Below are 558 nucleotides of genomic sequence, written 5' to 3'. Positions count from 1 at the left end.
AAGAATCTGCTGATCGGTGGCGAGCCGGGCGCGGGTAAGTCGGGTCTGCTCAACGGTGCGATGGCGCACGCCGCGTTGTCGCTGGACTGCAAGCTGTGCTTATTCGACGGTAAGCAGGTCGAGCTGGGGCAGTGGCGCGAGTGCGCGGACGTGTTCGTCGGCCCGAACCTGGGTCAGGCGCTGAGCGTGCTCAAGCGCTTGCAGACGATGATGGACCGCCGCTACGCGTACCTGCTGGCATGTGGGCGCCGCAAAATCACGCCCCGGGACGCGTTCCTTCCGTACGTGGTCGGGATCGACGAGATCGCGTACTTCTCCGCGACGGTCGGCCGCAAGCAGGACCGCGATGACTTCGCGTCGCTGCTGCGGGACCTGGTCGCGCGGGGACGGGCGGTCGGCATCATCGTCATCGCCGCCACCCAGCGTCCCAGCTCGGACATCATCCCGACGTCGCTGCGAGACCTGTTCGCGTGGCGGTTCGCCGGCCGATGCACCACCAACTCGTCCTCGGACATCGTGCTCGGGCAGGGCTGGGCGCAGCTCGGCTGGTCCGCGAAC

The 558-nt window shown here is 67.7% G+C and carries 1 protein-coding gene; it reads left to right on the top strand.

All coding sequences use genetic code 11. From position 1 onward, the window contains the following. On the top strand, nt 1-558 hold a 558-nt coding region (locus tag ADL15_RS17630; protein WP_067691831.1), incomplete at both ends, for an FtsK/SpoIIIE domain-containing protein.

The organism is Actinoplanes awajinensis subsp. mycoplanecinus, from assembly GCF_001509495.1.
GTDB classification, from domain to species: domain Bacteria; phylum Actinomycetota; class Actinomycetes; order Mycobacteriales; family Micromonosporaceae; genus Actinoplanes; species Actinoplanes palleronii.
Note: the sequence above shows the minus strand (reverse complement) of the source record. Positions and strands in the feature narration are given on the sequence as shown.